Raw genomic sequence first — 16,952 nt, 5'->3', positions numbered from 1 at the left:
ATGTATACTGTCTATTTTAACATGCCGTGCAGTGTTTTCCTATGTACAACAGAAAAAGCCTCCCATATTGGAAGGCTTTCTGTTAGTCAGCGAACAGTTCTTGCAACGCTTTGTCCATTTGGTTATCATGTTTGCCATCGCGAACTTGCTCTATAATCTTCGTTTGCAGCAAATCAGCCGTTTCCTGATTTACTTCTCCAGTAGCTTGAAGGTTCTGATCCTGCTGGAACTGTTTGACTGCTGCTGCTGTTTTTTCGTTGAAAAAGCCATCTTTCCGGCTTGGGTCATAGCCTAAACCATCCAGCATAATCTGCAAGTTCTTAATCTTGTCATTATTATCATTGAATTTCAATGTTTCATTTTCATCCAGCTGAATTGGTGAACTATAGAAGTACTCCGGCTGCTCCACTTTCACTGTCGGCTTGATACCTTTTTCGTGAATCCAATCACCATTCGGTGTCAGCCACTTGTACAGCGTCAGCTTCAGCATCGATTCGTTCTCTAATGGCACTGTCTGCTGCACAGTTCCTTTACCGAATGACGTCTTCCCGATCAGTTCATAACCGCCCGCCTGATTCATCGCACCAGCAAGAATCTCGGATGCTGACGCACTGCCTTCATCAATAAGCACATTGATTGGGTAGTCCTTCTTCTTATCTAGCTCTGTATAAAACTCCTGCTTCTTGCCATCTTTATTTTCAATCTGTAAGTATGGCTTCTCACTTGGCACAAAGTTTTTCAGAATTTCTTCCACCGTTGTCAAAATGCCGCCTGGATTTCCGCGTACATCAATGATTAATCCATCGATGTTATCTGCCTCCAGCTTCTTCAAAGCTGTTTCAAATTCACCTGCTGTATTCTCTGAGAAGGAAGTAATCTCAATAATACCAGCTGTCTGACCATTTAATTCCTTTGTATCGGTATAAACCGTCTCAACTGGTATTTCATCGCGTGTTACATCAATCTGCAATTCTTCGGATACACCAGGGCGTTTTACTGATAGCGTAACGGTTGTCCCTTTTTCACCGCGGATCTTGCCAACAGCTTCCTGTAGATTTAGTCCTTGCAGAGAATCTCCATCTACTTCAAGCACTTGATCATTCGGCCGCAAGCCTGCATCTTCTGCCGGTGAATCTTTTATTGGTGCTACAATTGTCACATTGTCCTCGACCATGCTTACCTCAGCACCAATACCTTCAAATGAAGACTCCAGCTGCTGATTCAGCTGTGTAGAAGATGCTTCATCCAGAAAAGAACTATAAGGATCGTTCAGTGTTTCGAGCATCCCTTGAATAGCTCCATTCTGCAGCTGCTGAGCATCTGGCTTGGCCAGGGCATTATCTTTAATCAGCTCATAAGCATTCTCCACTTCAGAAAGGTTACCCGAATCCCGGGAACTCGATTGTAAGCCCGCCTCGTCACCTGCATATGATGTATAGGCATAGCTGCCTCCTGCCCCAACAACCAATGCCACTATAATTGCAATGATAAATGTTGCCTTTTTTATCTGCACGTTCGCCTCTCACCCTTTCCTCACTTGTCCCATCCGTTACTCCTACTACTATGCTGCTCTCCCTCTATCTTATCACTAAAAAACAAAGATGATGTAAAAAAGGCACCTCCATATTGGAGAATGCCTTTTTTCACTTTGGTATTAGAAATATTTCATTGGATCAACTGCATTACTTTTCGCAGCGTTCCATCCACCATCTTCGTGAATTTCGAAGTGAAGGTGGGACCCTGTAGATACACCAGTGTTACCCATTTTTGCGATTTCCTGTCCGCGAGATACACTCTCACCAACAGATACTTCACGTTCGCTCAAATGTCCATAAAGTGTTGCATATGTGCGGCCGTTAATGCTATGCATCACAATAATAACATTACCGTAACCATTCATTGTACCACTGTAGGAAACTCGGCCGCTTGCAGCTGCATGAACTGGTGTACCAATTCCATTGGCGATATCAACACCATAGTGGAAAGTGCCCCAGCGAGCTCCAAACCCAGATGATTTACGACCAGATGCTGGCCATGAGAAGATACCAGCTTGTGCAGACTGCACAGTAGAAGAGCTGCTAGAGCTGCTCTCGGACGTTGCTTTAGAACTAGAAGAGTTTGAGCTAGAAGAGCTTTCTGTGCTCTCAGCAGCTTTTTGTTCTGCGGCTTTAGCTGCAGCTTTAGCTTCTGCTGCTGCTTTGGCTTCTGCTTCTAAATCTGCTTTCTGTGATCGTGCATCTTCTTCTGCTACACGAAGTGCTTCTGCTTGGTTTGCAATAAGATCCTGCTGTTCTTCCGCTGACAAGATTTGATCTTCAAGCTCTGCATATTCATCCTCAAGCTGCTTCTTCAAGTCTTCTTGTTCTGCTGCTTGAGATTTTAAATCCTTTTTAATATCTACAAGTTTATCTTTTTGGTCTTTCAAGTTTTGCTTTTCATCTTCGCGTTCTTGCTTCTGATTTTCAAGCTTCTGTTTAGCTTCTAAGTAACCGTTCAATAATTCTTTATCAGAATCCATGATTGTTGTAACAGCATTCAAACGGTTGATCATATCACCAAAGTTCTTAGAACCCATCAACACTTGCAAGTACTGTACGTCGCCGCCATTCTGCTGCAAGCTGACAAGACGGTCAGAAAGCTTAGCCTCACGCTTCTCAATATCTTTTTCTGTATCGACGATTTCACCGGAAATTTTTTCGATTTTTTGGTTTGTCTCTTCGATTTGCGTTTCTTTTTCTTCTAATGCGTTTTCGTTTTTATCAATCTTGTTATTCAAGCTATCCAGTTTTGCTCGTAAGCTGTCCTGCTCAGCCTGATTCTCAGATTGTTTGGATTCTGCATTATCGATTTGGTTATCCAATTCACTTTGCTTATTGCTATTCTCCTGCTGTTTCTCTTGCAGTTCATTAATCTCACTCTGCAGTTCAGAAGAGGATTTTGCGGACGTTTGAATCGGAGTATGTAGGATTGCTCCAGCAGCTAATACAGCTACAAGAACAGGTTTGATTGTCTTCTTCATTCTATTCTCATTCCCTTTCCTTCTAAGTAAGCTTCGTATAATAGTAGGTTTAGACTTTAAGAAATTTACGGACACTCATGACGCTGCCCCAGACTCCAATTACTGCGCCAATTGCCAGCAATAATCCTGAAAGCTGGAAAGCGAATGGTGCGTAAGGGAGAATTTGCACAAAACCTATGTCGATATTTTGTGATACATTGTTTGACAAGTAATAATAACCACCGAGAACGATCGCAATCGGTATAATCGCGCCCAGCACACCTAGCATTAACCCTTCAATAAAGAACGGCCAGCGTATAAAGGAGTTGGTTGCTCCTACCAATTTCATAATGCCGATTTCTCTGCTTCTGGCGATGATTGTAATTTTAATAGTGTTTGAGATTAAGAAGATGGCTGTAAATACAAGACCAATGATTAATACAGCACCAATGATCCGGGAGTACTTACTAACAGTAAAGAGACTGTCTACTGTTGATTCACCATAATCTACTTTGTCAACACCATCCAATTTGCTGACTTCATCAGCTACCGAGGAAATATCTTGGGGCTTCGATGTTTTTACAACATACGTATCACTTAACGGATTGTCTTGTTCGAACAAATCCCATTCTGTTTGCCCCATATCTTTCATCAGCTGGTTTAGCTGTTCTTCTTTTGAGGAATACGTTACTGTACCAACTTTATCTATTGATTCCAGCTTTGCTTGAAATGCTTCTACTTGATCTTTTTCAAGCGTTGGGTCGAGGTAGACACTCATCTCAACGTCTGATTCTACGTTGGAAGCGAAATTATTCAAATTGAAAACAAGAGCTAGGAATACTCCGACTAAAATGAGCGTAACCGTTACCGCTCCAATGGAAGCGATGGTCATCCAGCCGTTACGGAATATGTTCTTCGATCCTTCACGCAGATGGCGTTTTGCAGTATTAAGCTTCATATCCGTAATCACCTCCTGCTTCATCTCGGACAATACGGCCGTTTTCCAGGGCGATGACACGTTTCTTGATTGTGTTTACAATCTCTTGGCTGTGTGTGGCCATGATAATTGTTGTTCCTGTCTGATTAATATCTTCTAGTATTTTCATGATTCCCCATGATGTATCAGGGTCTAAGTTACCCGTCGGTTCATCAGCAATTACGATTTTAGGTTTGTTTGCAATAGCTCGTGCAATTGCAACTCGCTGCTGTTCTCCTCCAGAAAGTTCATCTGGAAGAGATCTGGCTTTATGCTTAATCCCGACAAGATCAAGCACTTCCATTACACGGTCCCGAATCAATTTTGGAGACTCTTCTATTACTTCAAGCGCAAAAGCGACATTTTCATAGACTGTTAGTTTTGGCAGCAACTTAAAATCTTGGTACACGACGCCGATCTTTCTTCTGATCTGCGGTATTTGACGTTCTTTATATGTGCTCAAATCGATATTATCAATTTTTACAGTTCCTGTGTTCGGCTTCTCTCCACGGAAGATCATTTTGACAAACGTGGATTTACCGGCACCGCTTGGGCCAACTAAGTACACAAATTCCCCATTATCGATATGCACGTTGACTCCATTCAGCGCAGATACGCCATTGGCATAATCTTTATGCACATCTTTCATATCTATCATGTTTAACTCACCTTTTTTATTATTTCATAATCTGCTAAGTATCAGTTGTTATTGTCGAACATTGTTGAAAGCAATCGAACTAGCTCTCAAACCCAAAACTATTATAACATCTTCTTTCTATTTTTTTAGACATATTAATATTACATTTGTGTTTCAATATATGACAATAGACTCGCTTTTTGAAACAATTGATGCAGTTTTCTGTCGTTTCCACTTGTTCCCATAGCTGGATACACAACAAAATACCCATACAGACGTCTGTATGGGTATTTGCTATATTGCTTTTACTGCTGTTTTAGCAGCCAGTCGGCGATTTTCTCCGCTTCTTCTCCTTCAGCTTGCCCGGCAGGCATGCCGCCCTTGCCGTTTTCCATAATATCAACCAGTTCTTCTTGTGTATAATCCGAACCAAGGTTATCCAGCGCTGGGCCGCCGTTTCCGCCGCTCAAGTCCTGGCCATGGCACATGGCGCAGTTGTTCTCATACGCTTCTGCAGGTGTTTCCGCCTCCTTGTTGCCGCCGCAAGCGGTTAAAAGAAGAAGAAAAAGCAGGCTGCCGATGACTATTAGCTGTTTTTTCAAGAGAATCGCATCCTTTTCTGTAAGATGGAAGAACGGTTCAGCTTGTTATGTTACAAGAGTGTTACAGAAACGCTTATAATGTAGAACGCAAGTATGCATTGATAAATGGATCAAGCTGTCCGTCCATTACAGCTTGTGTATTTCCGGACTCTTCATTCGTTCTGTGGTCTTTTACCATCGAATATGGGTGGAACACATAAGAACGAATTTGACTGCCCCAGCCGATTTCCTTCTGTTCACCACGGATTTCGTTCAGCTCTTGCTGCTGTTTCTCGATTTCAAGCTGATACAGCTTTGCTTTCAGCATTTTCATCGCGTGTTCCCGGTTTTTAATCTGAGAACGTTCCGATTGGCAAGTTACAACTGTGTTTGTCGGAAGGTGCGTAATCCGAACCGCCGAATCAGTTGTATTGACGTGCTGTCCGCCGGCACCACTGGAACGATACGTATCAATTTTTAGATCTTCTGTACGGATATCCACATCAATATCGTCATCAAATTCAGGCATTACATCACAAGAAACGAAGGAAGTATGACGTCGGCCTGAGCTGTCGAATGGTGAAATACGGACAAGACGATGCACACCTTTTTCCGCTTTCAGATAACCGTATGCGTTAAGCCCTTTAATCAAGAGCGTTACACTTTTAACGCCTGCTTCTTCACCTGGAAGGTAATCCAGTGTTTCTACTTTGAAATCACGCTGTTCTGCCCAGCGTGTATACATACGAAGCAGCATGCTCGCCCAGTCTTGGGATTCCGTACCGCCTGCACCTGGATGCAGTTCCAAAATCGCATTGTTTCTGTCATATGGTTCGCTCAATAGCATAAGCAGTTCAAATTCATCAACTGATTTACGCATTGCAACGATTTCTTCCTCTAATTCCGCACGAAGGTCTTCATCCGCTTCTTCCTTTACCAATTCTAGGGAAACTTCTAAGTCTTCATGACGGGAAACGAGTTTTTCATAGCCGTCGACTGTTTCTTTCAAGCCGTTCGACTCATTGATAACTTTTTGAGCTGTCTCTTGGTTATCCCAAAATGTCGGATCCAGCATTAGATCTTCCAATTCAGCTATACGAGCTTTCTTCTGATCTAAGTCAAAGAGACCCCCTAAAGTCTGTTAGTTGTGTTTCCATTCGGTCAATTTCATTTCTGATTTCTGCTAATTCCATATTCTTCACCTCATTAGTTTCTCTGACAAATCCTATTATACTCTATGACCGCGACAGAACCTGTGCAACAACCTGCACAGGTTCTTAGGCGTCACTGGCCGTGGCAGTTTTTGTATTTCTTGCCGCTACCGCATGGGCACGGATCATTACGTCCCACCGTATCAGCTTTCACGGCTGGCGCTTTTTTCTTTTTCTTCTCAGCCTGTGTATCATCTCCGCTGACAGCTTGTACACCTTTGGCAACTTGCTCACGCTGCAAATTATCGCGGATTTCCGCTTTTAATACATAACGTGTTACTTCTTCTTTGATGGATGTTACCATCTCTTCAAACATGTTGTAACCTTCCAGCTGGTATTCACGTAGCGGATCATTTTGACCGTAAGCGCGCAAATGAATACCTTGGCGCAGCTGATCCATCTGATCGATATGATCCATCCATTTTGTATCAACTGTACGGAGCAGAATAACCTTCTCAAATTCACGCATTTGATCCGGCGTCATTTCTTCTTCTTTTTGTTTCAAGTGTGTGTGGATTTTCTCCATGAGCAGTTCTTCAATTTCTTCTGCATCTTTGTTTTTCAGTTCATCAACCGTCAGCTTGTCCTGCGGCAGTAAGTTGGCATGTGCATATTCTGCTAAAGCATCTAATGCCCACGCTTCCTCAGATTCTTCTGCTGTATGCGCACGTACAACCATATGAACAGTATCTCTCACCATCTCGTCGATGATTGCATGCAGATCTTGGCTATCGATTACTTCAAAACGCTGCTTGTAAATGATCTCACGCTGTTCACGAAGTACATCATCATAAGATAGAACCGTTTTACGAGAATCGAAGTTATTTCCTTCTACTCGTTTCTGAGCGGATTCTACTGCACGAGACACCATCTTACTCTCAATCGGTGTGTCGTCATCCATACCAAGACGGTCCATCATGCTGCGCATATTATCTGATCCGAAACGGCGCATCAGTTCGTCTTCCATTGATAAGTAGAACTGTGTTACACCAGGATCTCCCTGACGACCTGCACGACCGCGAAGCTGGTTATCAATTCGGCGAGATTCATGACGCTCTGTTCCGATAACTGCAAGACCGCCAAGTTCAAGCACGCCATCTCCAAGTTTAATATCCGTACCACGACCGGCCATGTTTGTTGCGATAGTTACCGCACCTTTTTGTCCGGCGTCTTCGATAATTTCCGCTTCTCGGTGGTGGTTCTTCGCATTCAAGACGTTGTGCGGAACACGAGCGCGAGTCAGCATCTTGCTAATCAGTTCAGATGTTTCTACTGCTACGGTACCGACAAGCACAGGCTGTCCCGTTTCATGGCGAGCCTTGATTTCTTCGACTACCGCACGGAACTTGCCTTCCATCGTTTTGAAAATGTAGTCCGATTTATCTTGACGTGTAATTTCTTTATTCGTAGGAATTACAAGCACGTCCATGTTGTAAATGTTGCGGAACTCTTCTTCCTCTGTCTTCGCTGTACCAGTCATACCAGCGAGTTTCTTGTACATACGGAAGTAGTTCTGGAACGTGATTGATGCAAGTGTCATGCTTTCATTCTGAATCTGCAAGCCTTCTTTCGCCTCGATGGACTGGTGCAAACCATCACTATAGCGGCGGCCTTTCATCAGACGTCCAGTAAAGCTGTCGACGATTACTACTTCGCCTTCTTCTACCACATAATCCGTATCTCGATGCATTGTCACATGTGCTTTCAGCGCTTGGTTAATATGGTGCGTAATGGCAACATTTTTCAGGTCGAATAAGTTTTCAATACCAAAGAACTTTTCTGCTTTGTTAATACCTTCTTCTGTCAGCAAAACAGATTTCGTTTTAATATCGTGCGTATAATCTTCTTCATTTTTCAGCACACGCACAAAGGAGTTCGCCTGTGTGTACAAACTAGCTGACTTTGCTGCTGACCCGGAAATGATTAGCGGCGTACGAGCTTCATCGATTAAGATAGAATCGACCTCATCGACAATAGCGAAATTCAGCGGCCGCTGTACCATCTGGTCTTTATACAGCACCATGTTATCACGAAGATAATCGAACCCTAGTTCATTGTTCGTGCTGTAGGTGATGTCAGCTGCATACGCTTCTTGTTTTTGTTCCCGCGTCATGCCGACACTATTCAGTCCGACAGTCAATCCAAGGAATTCGAATAAAGGACGGTTATTCTCTGCATCACGGCCAGCCAAGTAGTCGTTGACTGTCACGATGTGCACGCCGTCACTGGATAATGCATTCAAATACGCTGGCAGGGAACTGGCGAGTGTTTTACCTTCCCCTGTCTTCATCTCTGCAATATTCCCATTATGAATGGCAATACCGCCGAGCAGCTGCACGTGGAAAGGACGCATGCCAAGCACACGCTCTGCTGCTTCTCTTACAGTCGCAAATGCTTCTGGCAGCAAGTCATCCAGCGTTTCGCCGTTTTGGTAGCGATTCTTGAATTCTGTCGTCTTTTCTTTTAATTGTTCATCTGTATATGCTTTATATTCATCCGCTAAACTTTCAATTTGTTCGGCTGTTTTCTGGGCACGGCTGACTTGTTTTTGCGTACCGTCTCCAAACACCCGTTTTAGTAGTCCACGCATTATAACGCTCCTCTTTAAATCAAAAAAGTATAGTCCAAAAATAATAATAACACTAGGTTTCGCCGTTTACAAGAAAGGGAAATCGACCCATCTGTAAAATAAAAAAATCAGCGACGCCCAGTCCCGGGGGCGCCGCCTTCATTTAAGGAGTAATGACGGATATTCACAATACTTGTAATCCTTGCAATCGCTACATCACCGCTTGAAAGCCACCGTTATTGGAATGCGCAGCCCTAAGAGGGAAAGGCTGCGGCATTCTGGTGGAGTCTTGCGGGGAAAGAGGTAACTGCCCCTCAGAAGACACGTGATCTGGAGGACAAATCACGCTGCATTTGTTCGATGCACCAGCGCTCGAGCTGCTGCTGCTTCCATTGAAGTTCCGCGAGTCTTCGATTGGTCGCCGCAATTATCTCAAGCAGCTGTGTAATCGTCTGCTCATGCTGTGTGAGTTGTGAATGGGAGACTCGGTCGACAGCATAATCTGAATTTCTGATGGTCAGTACCTCCTTTGTTGTAGCTAACTTATTTATACCATCTGTGTTTCCAAACGAAAAACAGCCGTTTTACGAAAACGATGGGACCCTTTCTTCAGAAAATACCCAAATTCGGCACCATCCGACAGATTTCATCTCGATTTTCAAGTAATATCAAGATATTCATTCTCCGTTTTCGTAAAACGAGTAAAATTTTTGTTGGCTTATGAAAAAAGACAGACGCATATGCGTCTGCCTCTTCTATGTGTTTTTATTAATTAGGCTCAATCAGCCCATATCTTCCATCTTTTCGTTTATAGACGACATTTGTATCGTTCGTCGCCGAGTTTGTATAGACGAAGAAGCTATGCCCCAGCATATCCATCTGTAAGATTGCTTCTTCTGAATCCATTGGTTTCAAGTCAAAACGCTTGTTTCGTACAATTTCGAATGAGCTATCATCTGTTTCCTCATCCGGTTCCGTCGTCACAACTGCATTCGCTGCACGCACTGCTCCTTCGTTTTCCATTTCAGCAAATGCATGCTTCGGTGCAGAACCATTCTGACGGGATCGGCGGTTCACTCTCGTCTTATGCTTTCTGATTTGACGCTCAAGCTTCGTTACAACCAAATCAATTGCAGCATACAGATCGACATGACTATCCTCAGCCCGTAAGAGTAAATTCTTCATTGGAATCGTCACTTCAATCTTCGACTCATTGTTGTGCACACTCAAATTCACGTGAACCTCGGAATTGACCGGGGAATCAAAATATCTCTCCAGCTTGCCAACCTTTTTCTCGATGTAGTCTTTGATTGCCTGTGTTGCCTCGACATTCTCGCCACGAATATTGTACTTCATAACAAGTGTCCTCCTTTCATCCTTATGAGGATACTTTCTACATTCCCTTTACAATTCCTTCATAAACCAAGAATGTAATCAGAAAAATAAGAAATAATGTCGAAAACCGTCACAAGTTGGACAAGAAAACTATACATAATAAAACGCTCGGACTCAGTCCGAGCGCTCTTATTTTCGTTTATCTAGAAATCTTCCATCAAGCGTCTGCATGCTCGCATACGGATTGATATACTTCTTGCCTGACTGCTTCTGTTTCTTAATTGTCCGCATATCGAGTTTAAGCTGGTCAAAAATTTGCTGGACATGGGAGCTAATTCGCTCATTCAGAGGCAGCAGAGCTTTGCCCAGTTTTTCCTCCTCTGCGGAGAAAGGCGGCTGCAGCTCCTCCATCTGTTGGGAGCGCGCCTTCATAAGAACAGTTAGGGTTTGTACGACATCTTCCCGATTTTCCGTTGTAACGTGCTGCGAAACCAGGGTATCGAGTTCAACTGTCGTATTATACAATGCTTGCACACGGTTCATCAGACGCTGGCTCCGTTTCCGAATTGCTGCTGCCGCGTCTTTTTAACGACTTCTTTCCATGTGTCACGGAAGTCAGTAACAAACTTTAAAGCCGTGCTTAGGGCCTGCTCATCATTGTTTGTGTTTGCTTGGATCAGCTGCTGATTAATGAAATCATAAAGAGGCATGATTTCATTTGTAATTGAAACCTCTGGATCAAGTGTTATCATCAATTCGCGCATAATATTTTGCGCCTTTTGTATATTAGCATTTTTAGCTTCAATATCCTTTTTATCGATAGCCTGCTGAGCAAATTTGATAAATTTTATACAGCCATTGTACAACATGAGCGTCAGTTCTCCCGGAGAAGCGGTCTGAACTGAATTCTGCTGATACGCCTGATAATTTTGTACTGACATGTTTGTATTACTCCTTTAACGCTTACCCTCCGAAGTTGGACATAAGATAAGCGGATTGTTGGTTCATTTGGCTGATGGCTTGTTCCATGGCAGAGAATTGACGCCAGTAGCGATCTTCAGTTTGTTTTAGGTAATCTTGGAAATCGTCGATGCGAGCGTCTATATCATCAAGACGTTTACCAATGGTGAATTGGTCGTTTGTATACGTCGATTTACCGGCCTTATTGTAAATATTATCCATCGTAGTCTTCAATGTATCTTCAATTCTATTGACTATTCCTCTACCTTCGCCTTCTACATCATTAGAGAATAGCTTATAAACGCCTTCAGGATTCTCACGCAGTGATGCTTTTAACTTTTCTTCGTCAATTATAAGCTTACCATTATCCAGATAATTGTTTGAAGTCGTTATACCTATCTGCGCAAGCTGCGTATATTCACTGCCTGTTTCTACCTTGTTATACCACGCAGAGCGGAGTGAGAATAGACTGTTTTGGAGAACAGAATCTCCCTTTAGCATTCCGCTTTTAGCTTTCTCTTCCCAAAGTTTAATTTCATCTTCCGACATTTCTTTTTTCTGCTCATCCGTCAGAGGCTGATAATCTCGGTAACGCTTCTCGTCAAGTTTTCCATTAACGTCTTCAACAATTTTGTTATAAGAATCAACAAATTTCATAATTTTGTCAAAGGAAGCATCTACATCATTATTAACAGTAACCTTCACTGGGCTGGTTGTTGCCTCTGTAAAATTAAATGTCACTCCGCCTAGAGAGTAGCTATTGCTGTGAGAATCGATTGTTAAGGCTCCATTGTATTTAAACTGGGCATCTTCACCGCCTTGTTCTTTCGTCTGGTCCAGCTGCAAAAACTGCGTGAAGAAGGTATTAGAGAATTCAATTTCCTTACCATCTTTATGAAAATCGCCAGTATCTTTCTTCTCTAAGATTACTTTTTGTGTTTTTTCATCATAAAAAGCACGTACTCCAGCATCTGAATTAGATATGTTTTTCAATATATCGTTCAAGCTATCTGTTGTTTCAAATTTAAAATTGTGCGTTTGCGCAATTCCACTTTCATCATAAGTTGTGAAAGAAAATTCCAAATCAGTTTCCGTAACCTTTGTACCGCCTACAAAAGTTTGAGTTCCAATTGCGGCTTCCGGGTCAAATTCTGCGCTATCAGTTATTTTATTTTGGCTGACATTGATTGCTCCCGTTGCCACTTTTACAACTTCCAAAGAATATGTACCATTGGCACTTGAGGATGAAGCAGTTGCTGTTACGGCCGAACTAGTCGAGGTAGCAGTTTTTGCATTATAAGTTTTAGACAATTTCATGTCTAGTAAGCTATCATCAAGTTTAGATAATGACGTATTAATCTCACGATATGAATCCTGCTGCCAATTTAACTTAGTTTGTTCTTGTTGCATTTTATATAATTTCTGACGTTCTGCATTCATCAATTGCTCTACTAGAGAGTCTGTATCCATTCCGGATGCAAGCCCTCCGACACGCATTGAATTACTACCTGAAATACTATCTACCATGTTATCACCTGCTCCTTATATTTTCTCATCTACGAGAATTCCCATGAATTCTGCCATCTTTGCATAAGCATCTAACAGTTTCTTCGGCGGTATTTCTTTTACAACTTCTTTTGTTTCACTATCGACCACTGTTACATAATAACGCTCCAGCTCTTCGTGAAGTTCGAATTTCATGTTAGTGTGAGTAGGTTCCAAAAACTGATTCATTTTCTCAATTACTTTTTCTATGTCCGCTTTGTCGTAATCAATGTAAGGATTGCTTTCTTCACTAACATTATCCTGTTTATGTACGTTTTCTGCTGCTGCGGGATTTTTGTTACCCGACGGTTGTATAACATGTTGTGAAGCAGAAGGTAATTTTTCTATCATTACAAGCCAACTCCTTGCACATGCATTTCTTTTTATATCGGCGAGATACGCAAGAAGTGTAGACCTAGTAAAAAAAAACACACAAAAAAACGAGCACAGCAACCTGTACTCGCTCTTTCGAAATATAATAACGTTAAACATTCCCGGCATCAATAAGAACAGCTTGTCCAGTTATGTGATCAGCTTCCCGAATGTAAATTAGAAACATTTCCTATCAATTAATAGAAATATGACTGCTTGTCCGGATTGCTTGCGTTAATGTTGCGGTTGTTTTGGCATTAAAGCTAACACCTAGCTGAACTGCTGTCTGAGCTATTTCCGGACGCATGCCGGATATGACTGTTTCCACACCAATCAGTTTCAGTGCATCAACTAAATAGAAGATTTGCTGTGCGACCATCGTATCAATAATGATAACGCCGGATAGATCAATAAATAATAAATCGACGTCCATCTCTGTACATTCACGTAGTGAGTTTTCTAATATAAGCTTTGCTCGATTTGTATCAATATCGCCAACTAATGGCAATAAAGCTGTCGTATCATTTAACAAGATGACTGGCGAGCTAAGTTCATTAATCATTTCCTGCTGCGCCTGCAGCTTTTGATTGGAATAATAATACGTTTCCTCGGTAAACTTCAGAATAACGTCATCGAATGCTTTAATGATAACGCGATTCCATAGCTCAAATGTATCATGTGCAATTGTATCTGTATGTAATTTGTAAAATTCCCGAATTAAATCTAAATGCTGCCCACGCGTAACCATAAACTCACGGATAATCTCATGTATAGGTGTATTCAAATGATTCTCATCTCGCGCAGTGTCCATTATCCACTCTTGGAAGCTCTTTTCAAACGTTTCCTTGTCTTCAATAAAGATGCGGAAGAAATGGAGGTGAAAATCGTAGTTTTGTTGTTTGAGGTAATGGATGGTCTCCGGATCAGTTGCAGCATATACACCAGAGCTGCTTGATTTATCCAGCTGTTCATACCATTTCTCAGTAAGTTCTTTCGCTTTTTGCTCTAAAAACACATACAGATCTTTATTCCTATGCATAGTCCTGTTCCTCCTGGGGGTTCATTTAGCATCTAACCCTTTATTTAATATAAATAAGTTCAGTAAGTTTGTAAATTTATAACTAGTTTCTGGAAAATAACCACTTCTCATGCACTAGGCAGAATAGACTTCTGTGTATTCCCATTTATAATGCGTATCAAACCTCTTTTTTAGAGAAAGTTTAAAAATAAAAACCGCCTTATGAAAAGACGGTTTTACACTGGCTGTGAGAAATTTGTTATCTTCTGTTGGATAAATTGCCACACCCTAACAGATGACTGGTTGTCTTGGAAATGATGCACATGATTCCGAATCTGTTTGCGTTCATCCTTATACCAAGATGGATTTTCTGAAAACGTTGTGAGTGCATCCTGCAGTGCTTCCTGTGTAGTTACCTTAGGTCCTGGCGTCCAATTGGTATAAGAATCTAGAATAAACCCGCGATTTTGCTGATAAGACTGCAAATCTACTGGTGTGAAGACGATTGGCTTATCCAGTAGTAAATAATCAAAATAAATCGATGAATAGTCTGTAATCAGCATATCTGCAAGCGGCATAATTTCATATAAATCCTTACCATATCTTGTCAGCATCTCATCAGTGAGAAGATGGACACGTGTTTGTGTTTCAAAGTGATTCAGAAAAAGCTTCTCTTCTGCGGGATGCAGTTTAACAATTAACTCCAGATTTTCTTTCTCTAAGAAATCATAAAACTTATCTTGATTAAAATCCAACATGCCGAAAAGATTGTCTCGATTCAAATCCGTATCTGACCGTTCACTATGCGCCAACTGACGATAGGTTGGCATAAAGAACACAATTCTGCTTTCGTTCGCATCGATAGCAAATTCTTCTTTTAAGAAATGCGTATCTGGCCGCTGCTGCAGCAAATCATTACGCGGTGCCCCCGTTAATTGAATATGTTCGGGGTTTAGTTTAAAGCAGCGTATTATGAGCTTGCTGAAATACTCGGAATAGGAACATACGTAATTAATACTAGCCCAGCGATCTGCCAAAACATGTTTGTTATGCTCGTTTTTATCCGCAAATCCCATCGCTTTAAGCGGAAAGCCATGCCATGTGTCTATAACCAGCTGATTTGGATTGTACAGCTTTTTGTTATGCTTGATATTCGCTTCTGTAATAACGAGCACATCGGCAGCTTTCACTTTCTCCTGGAATTCCTGCGTTTCTTGTTGATGCAGCAGTTCTACCTCAAATGCATCCTCAATAGCTTTTGGAATGTTTTTAGAGAGTGCGTAGGTGTTTGAGCCGCTGCTATTGCGCGCCACTAATACCATCTTTTTGCGCCCTTCTAATGCGATGGATCGCTCTTCTGGCCGGTAAGATGCGTCTCGATGGATTTGGTCTATTTTCCAAGAGCCTGCCTTGTTGATTAATTCCAATCGGCAATTCACTTTATCCAATCGATCATCGTCTTTCCACCTCTGAATAAGCAGCAGTCGAACAGTTGCTCTAGCATAACGATAGTCTATAGAATCGACTTTCGGATAAGCCACTTGTCTGATTACGTCAGCTTCTATAGGAATGAAGTCTTCCGTAATATAACGTTGTGTAAAAAAGCCTGCTAGATAGTCGACCTCTTCCTCACTTCGCGCAATTAGCTCAGTACCATCTATTGCACATAACAGAATATCGTTTAGCACTTTGTAATAAAGATACTGCGGATCATGAATGGCTTGCGGCGGCAAGTCTGATGCAGTTTCTTCCAGTAAAGCGGTCTCAAGCTTATCAACAACTGATTCGATATAATACTGCTGAATCATCCTCTCGCAGTCTTCTGCTGATGGCAGGTCATGAGCACCGTCAGCGATTGCTGGTAAATCAGCGAGTGTTGGTAACTCCTTATCTGCTTCACCATAAATCGGAACAATACCTCTCGCCAATGCTTCCACTACAAGATGACGTGATTCCTCATAACTTCCGTTCACAATGAGAGCTGTGGCAGTTGTAATATGCTTCCATGGATCTATCATTTCATTTTCCCAAGAAATAGACTGCTCAATACCCTTCTGACGCGCCATGTCTTGAATGACAGGCTTATCCGGTCCATCTCCTATAATGGTCAGAGAAGCTCTATCCCGGAGCGGCTTAAACATCTCAAACAACTCTTCAAAATGATCATCGAACAAGGACAATTCACCTATGTTTACAAAATGAGTTGTATCAGCCGGCCGCGGTATCAACTCATACTTCTCCTTTAAAATTGGTTCTCCTATCATATGCAAGCCCTGTTCTTGGAGAGCATAACGCTGTACCGATTCTTCCAAGTGCTCATTCATGACCAGATGTTGGTCACAGAATTTAAGCGCCTCTTCATACCCGTACGCTTCTGGCACACCTTGCAGCCAAGAGAATATCTGCGGCATTGATCCATGAAGCTGTCCTACTGCGGTTCTGCATACATAACTCATTAACGGTGCCCGCACTGCAATTATGGCATCAGGCTTACCATGATGTTTTAGGCTGTTTGTATATCCTTCAATGAGAGAATCGGGATTCTCGTACTCCAGCCCGCTTTTCTCGCCGTAAAAGTGAATTTCCGGTAGTGATAACTGCCATTCTGTTCTTTCTGGGCGATAGGCTTGAAATACACGTATATGATGACCTCTTGCAGTAAGTAAATGTACTAACTTAGTTAATGTTTGTTCCAATTGGCCGTTGCCATCGGCGTAAATGAGGGCAAAATCAATGTTCATGACATTGTT

14 protein-coding genes are annotated in these 16,952 nt (G+C 42.1%); all 14 read right to left on the bottom strand.

The window, feature by feature from the left end:
• Window positions 1-82 precede the first annotated feature (82 nt).
• Complete coding sequence (locus CRO17_RS04300) at window positions 83-1,507, bottom strand: S41 family peptidase (protein WP_097040082.1); 1,425 nt, start codon at window positions 1,505-1,507, stop codon at window positions 83-85.
• 147 nt (window positions 1,508-1,654) lie between these two features.
• The gene (locus tag CRO17_RS04295) at window positions 1,655-3,019 is read right to left on the bottom strand and encodes a murein hydrolase activator EnvC family protein (protein ID WP_097039586.1); all 1,365 of its coding nucleotides are present in this window, start codon (window positions 3,017-3,019) and stop codon (window positions 1,655-1,657) included.
• Between the two features lie 49 nt (window positions 3,020-3,068).
• Window positions 3,069-3,956: a permease-like cell division protein FtsX gene (gene ftsX / locus CRO17_RS04290; RefSeq protein WP_097039584.1), complete on the bottom strand. Its 888-nt coding sequence runs from the start codon at window positions 3,954-3,956 to the stop codon at window positions 3,069-3,071.
• Window positions 3,946-4,632, bottom strand: a complete 687-nt coding sequence (ftsE, locus tag CRO17_RS04285; protein WP_097039581.1) for a cell division ATP-binding protein FtsE — start codon at window positions 4,630-4,632, stop codon at window positions 3,946-3,948. Before ftsE ends, ftsX begins: the two co-directional genes overlap by 11 nt.
• 284 nt (window positions 4,633-4,916) lie before the next feature.
• Entirely contained in the window at window positions 4,917-5,213 is a 297-nt protein-coding gene (locus CRO17_RS17695) for a c-type cytochrome (protein WP_245864595.1), read from the bottom strand.
• Window positions 5,214-5,286: 73 nt separating this feature from the next.
• A protein-coding gene (prfB, locus tag CRO17_RS04275; RefSeq protein ID WP_425444392.1) for a peptide chain release factor 2 occupies window positions 5,287-6,385 on the bottom strand; the annotation gives its coding sequence in 2 pieces (ribosomal slippage) (window positions 5,287-6,312 and window positions 6,314-6,385; 1,098 coding nt in all).
• A 91-nt stretch (window positions 6,386-6,476) separates the two neighbouring features.
• Window positions 6,477-8,993, bottom strand: a complete 2,517-nt coding sequence (secA, locus tag CRO17_RS04270) for a preprotein translocase subunit SecA (protein WP_097039577.1) — start codon at window positions 8,991-8,993, stop codon at window positions 6,477-6,479.
• Between the two features lie 747 nt (window positions 8,994-9,740).
• The gene (gene hpf / locus CRO17_RS04265; RefSeq protein WP_097039575.1) at window positions 9,741-10,328 is read right to left on the bottom strand and encodes a ribosome hibernation-promoting factor, HPF/YfiA family; all 588 of its coding nucleotides are present in this window, start codon (window positions 10,326-10,328) and stop codon (window positions 9,741-9,743) included.
• Between the two features lie 168 nt (window positions 10,329-10,496).
• A complete protein-coding gene (gene fliT, locus CRO17_RS04260; protein ID WP_097039572.1) occupies window positions 10,497-10,850 on the bottom strand; it encodes a flagellar protein FliT in 354 nt (117 codons plus the stop codon).
• Window positions 10,850-11,248, bottom strand: a complete 399-nt coding sequence (fliS, locus tag CRO17_RS04255; RefSeq protein ID WP_097039570.1) for a flagellar export chaperone FliS — start codon at window positions 11,246-11,248, stop codon at window positions 10,850-10,852. The genes fliT and fliS overlap by 1 nt, the downstream gene beginning before the upstream one ends.
• Window positions 11,249-11,270: 22 nt before the next feature.
• A complete protein-coding gene (locus CRO17_RS04250; RefSeq protein WP_245864593.1) occupies window positions 11,271-12,794 on the bottom strand; it encodes a flagellar hook-associated protein 2 in 1,524 nt (507 codons plus the stop codon).
• 15 nt (window positions 12,795-12,809) lie between these two features.
• Complete coding sequence (gene flaG, locus CRO17_RS04245) at window positions 12,810-13,163, bottom strand: flagellar protein FlaG (RefSeq protein WP_097039568.1); 354 nt, start codon at window positions 13,161-13,163, stop codon at window positions 12,810-12,812.
• Window positions 13,164-13,377: 214 nt separating this feature from the next.
• A complete protein-coding gene (locus CRO17_RS04240) occupies window positions 13,378-14,223 on the bottom strand; it encodes an STAS domain-containing protein (protein WP_097039566.1) in 846 nt (281 codons plus the stop codon).
• Window positions 14,224-14,438: 215 nt separating this feature from the next.
• On the bottom strand, window positions 14,439-16,943 hold the full coding sequence (locus CRO17_RS04235) for a CDP-glycerol glycerophosphotransferase family protein (protein ID WP_097039564.1): 2,505 nt from the start codon (window positions 16,941-16,943) through the stop codon (window positions 14,439-14,441).
• Window positions 16,944-16,952: the final 9 nt, after the last annotated feature.

Source organism: Terribacillus aidingensis, assembly GCF_900215625.1.
GTDB classification, from domain to species: Bacteria; Bacillota; Bacilli; order Bacillales; family Amphibacillaceae; genus Terribacillus; species Terribacillus aidingensis.
The sequence above is the reverse complement of the archived record's forward strand: the minus strand, read 5'-3'. Positions and strand labels throughout refer to the sequence as shown.